We start from the raw sequence: 4,037 nt of genomic DNA, 5'->3' as shown, positions 1-4,037 counted from the left end.
ACTCAATGATCCGCGGGAGCGCCATATCCGCCGCCGCCCGGCGTTTCGATTACAAACACGTCACCGGGCCGCATCGCGGTCTTGCCGATGTGCCCCAACTGCTCCGTGCTGCCATCCACGCGCTGCACCGTATTACGGCCCAGCGCCCCGGGCTCGCCGCCCGCCATGCCAAACGGCGCATGCACGCGGTTATTCGACAGAATGGCCGCCGTCATCTCCTCCAGGAAGCGCACCTTGCGCACGCCGCCACTGCCGCCGTGCCACTGCCCCTTGCCGCCCGAATCCCTGCGAATCTCGTAGCTTTCCAGCCGCACCGGGAAGCGGAATTCCAGAATCTCAGGATCGGTCAGGCGCGAGTTGGTCATATTAGTCTGTACCACGTCCGTGCCATTGAAGCCGTCGCCTGCGCCCGAACCGCCGCTGATCGTCTCGTAATACTGATACTTCGCATTCCCGAAGGTGAAGTTGTTCATCGTGCCCTGCGAAGCGCCCTGCACGCCCAGTGCGCCGTACAGCGCATTGGTGATGCAGGTCGACGTCTCCACATTGCCCGACACTACCGACGCAGGATAGTGCGGATTCAGCATCGAGCCCGGCGGGATGACCACGTGCAAAGGCTTCAGACAGCCCGCATTAAGCGGAATCTCATCGTCCACCAGCGTCCGGAACACATACAGCACGGCCGCCATGCAAACCGCAGACGGCGCGTTGAAATTGTTATCCAGCTGGCCCGAAGTGCCGTTAAAGTCGATTTCCGCGCTGCGCTCCGCCTGATTCACACGGACAGCGACTTCGATGCGCGCGCCGTTGTCGAGGTCGAGCACAAAGTGGCCATCGCGCAGCGCGCTGATCACGCGGCGCACGGCTTCTTCGGCGTTATCCTGCACATGGCGCATATAAGCCTGCACCACGTCCAGGCCGAAGTGGGCCACCATCTTGCGCAGTTCTTCCACACCTTTCTGGTTCGCCGCCACCTGCGCACGGAAGTCGGCCATATTCTGGTCCGGATTGCGCGCAGGGTATTTGGCGCCTGCCAGCAGCGCACGCGCTTCGGCATCGCGCAACTGGCCGCCGGATGCACCGTCCACCAGCTTGAAATTATTAATCAGGACGCCCTCTTCTTCGATAAGGCGCGAATCCGGCGGCATCGAACCGGGCGTGGTGCCGCCAATGTCCGCATGGTGGCCACGCGAGCCAACGTAGAACAGGATCTTCTCGTCCGCCTCATCGAAGACCGGCGTGATGACGGTGACATCCGGCAAGTGGGTGCCGCCGTTGTAAGGGTCGTTCAGCATGTACACGTCGCCCGCGCGCATCTTGCCCGCGTTCTCGCGCATCACCGTCTTGATGCTTTCGCCCATGGAGCCGAGGTGCACCGGCATGTGCGGCGCATTGGCAATCAGATTGCCGTCGGCATCGAAGATGGCGCAACTGAAGTCCAGGCGCTCCTTGATGTTCACCGAGTAGGCCGTGTTCTGCAGGCGCAGCCCCATCTGCTCGGCGATGGACATGAACAGGTTGTTGAAGATCTCCAGCATGACCGGATCGGCCGTGGTGCCGATCGCCCGGCGCTGCGGCAGCGCTTCGATGCGAGTCAGCACCAGATGGTCTTGCGGCGTGACCTCGGCCTGCCAGCCTGGCTCCACGATGGTCGTCGCATTGGCTTCCGCAATGATGGCAGGGCCTTTGATGATGTCGCCAATGCGGGTGGACTCGCGCAGGAACAGGCCTGTATCGCGCCATTGGCCGGCGCTGTACATCTGCACCACGCGCTGCGGCGCCAGTGGCGCATGGCGCGGTGCGGCTTGCGGCGGCGCTTCGGCTGGCGCGTCGGATTTGCCGATGGCTTCCACCGACGCCGCTTCCACGATCAGCGCCTTGTGCGGCATCAGGAAGGAGAAACGCTTGCGATAGGCAGCCTCAAACTGCGCCTTCATCTCCGCCTCGCTGCCAAACAGCACGATCAGCGCGGAATCCGTGCCTTCATAGCGCAAGTGCACGCGGCGTACCACGTCGATACGCGCGGGGGCGACAGCCTGCGCCACCAGATCGGTGCGCGCCAGCTCGGCCAGCGCATCGAGGCGGCCTTCCAGCGCGGCGTGCGCATCGCCACCGAGTTTCATTTCAACCGCCGACTCCCGCATCACGGTCTGATCGGCCAGTCCCATGCCGTACGCCGACAGCACGCCCGCCAGTGAATGGATGAATACTGTTTTCATGCCCAGAGCATCAGCCACCAGGCAGGCATGCTGGCCGCCCGCACCACCAAAGCTGGTCAACGCGTATTCGGTGACGTCGTGGCCGCGCTGCACGGAAATCTGCTTGATTGCGTTGGCCATATTACCGACCGCGATCTCGATGAAGCCCTCAGCCACCTGCTCCGGCGAGGACGGGGCGCCGGTTGCAGCCTCGATTTCGCGAGCCATGGCAGCGAATTGATCGCGCACAGTTTCCGCGTCCAGCGGCTGGTCGCCCTTCGCGCCAAACAGTTTGGGGAAATTCTCGGGCTGGATTTTGCCCAGCATGACGTTGCAGTCCGTGACCGCCAGCGGGCCGCCGCGGCGGTAGCTGGCCGGGCCGGGATCAGCGCCGGCGCTATCCGGACCGACGCGGAAGCGGCTGCCGTCGAAGTGCAAAATGGAGCCGCCGCCCGCCGCCACGGTATGAATGCTCATCATGGGCGCGCGCATGCGCACGCCGGCGACCTGCGTCTCGAACACGCGCTCGAATTCGCCGGAGAAGTGCGACACATCGGTTGACGTGCCCCCCATATCGAAGCCGATTACCTTTTCGAAGCCCGCCGCGCGGCTGGCGCGCACCATGCCGACAATACCGCCTGCGGGGCCACTCAGAATCGAGTCCTTGCCCTGGAAGGCGCGTGCGTCGGTCAAACCGCCGTTCGACTGCATGAATTGCAGGTTCACGCCCGGCAGGTCGGAGGCTACCTGGTCCACGTAGCGGCGCAGGATGGGCGACAGATAGGCGTCAACGACCGTCGTATCGCCACGTGCCACCAGCTTCATCATCGGGCTGACGTGGTGCGAGACGGAGATTTGCGTAAAGCCGATTTCACGCGCAATCTGCGCTACCGTTTCTTCGTGCGCCGTGTAACGGTAGCCGTGCATGAAAACGATGGCCAGCGAGCGCAGTCCCTTGTCGTAGGCGGCCTGCAGGCCGGCGCGCGCCGCGGCACTATCCAGCGGCGTAACGACATCGCCATGTGCGCCGATGCGCTCGTCGATTTCGACCACGCACTGGTACAGCAGTTCGGGCAGCACGATATGGCGGTCAAACAGGCGTGGACGGTTCTGGTACGCGATGCGCAGTGCATCGCGGAAGCCGCGCGTGATGGCCAGAGCGGCCGGCTCGCCCTTGCGCTCCAGCAGCGCGTTGGTGGCCACGGTCGTGCCCATTTTCACCGCTTCGACCCGCTCGACCGGGATTGCTCCACCAGCCGCAACGCCCATCAGATGGCGGATGCCGGCAATGGCCGCGTCACGGTAATGCTCGGGGCTTTCGGACAGCAGCTTGTGCGTTCGCAGTTTGCCGTCCGGCATACGCGCAACGATATCCGTGAAAGTACCGCCCCTGTCGATCCAGAATTGCCAGTCCATTGCCTGCCCCGTATGCGTCGTGAAGCGCCTATTGTAGTGCGGCGGGCTGCTCTTGAGCAGCGGAATTTCGGTGCTAGAATTGTTGCCATGACCCCTCTCTACACCGTTGCCGAAATCCGCGACATCGAGCGCACCGCAGCGCAGCGGCTGCCAGAGGGTGCATTGATGCAGCGCGCGGGCCAGGCAAGCGCCAACGAGGCCCTGGACCTGCTGCCCTTCACGATCGCCAAGGCAAGAGTGCTGGCCCTGGCAGGTCCCGGCAATAACGGCGGCGACGCGCTGGAAGCCGCCGCCCATCTGGCCCATGCGGGCGCGCAGGTCACCCTGCTCCACTTTGAGCCAGGCGGCGAGCCTTCCGCCGAGCGCCGCCATGCCCTCGACCCAGGCGGCGAGCCTTCCGCCGAGCGCCGCCATGCCCTCGAC

The 4,037-nt window shown here is 64.3% G+C and carries 2 protein-coding genes; one reads left to right on the top strand and one right to left on the bottom strand.

Annotated elements, in window-relative coordinates; genetic code table 11:
- Window positions 1-2: 2 nt before the first annotated feature.
- Window positions 3-3,614 (bottom strand): hydantoinase B/oxoprolinase family protein, encoded by a 3,612-nt coding sequence (locus tag AB4Z11_RS25485; protein WP_442028581.1) that lies wholly within the window; start codon window positions 3,612-3,614, stop codon window positions 3-5.
- 87 nt (window positions 3,615-3,701) lie between these two features.
- Between AB4Z11_RS25485 and AB4Z11_RS25480 the strand changes: the two genes are divergently transcribed.
- Window positions 3,702-4,037 (top strand): NAD(P)H-hydrate epimerase (locus tag AB4Z11_RS25480; RefSeq protein WP_442028580.1); only part of this gene is annotated, 336 nt, incomplete at its 3' end.

It is taken from the genome of Pseudoduganella sp. RAF53_2 (assembly GCF_052113985.1).
Taxonomy (GTDB): Bacteria; Pseudomonadota; Gammaproteobacteria; order Burkholderiales; family Burkholderiaceae_D; genus Rugamonas.
This window is presented reverse-complemented; position numbering and strand designations above follow the sequence as displayed.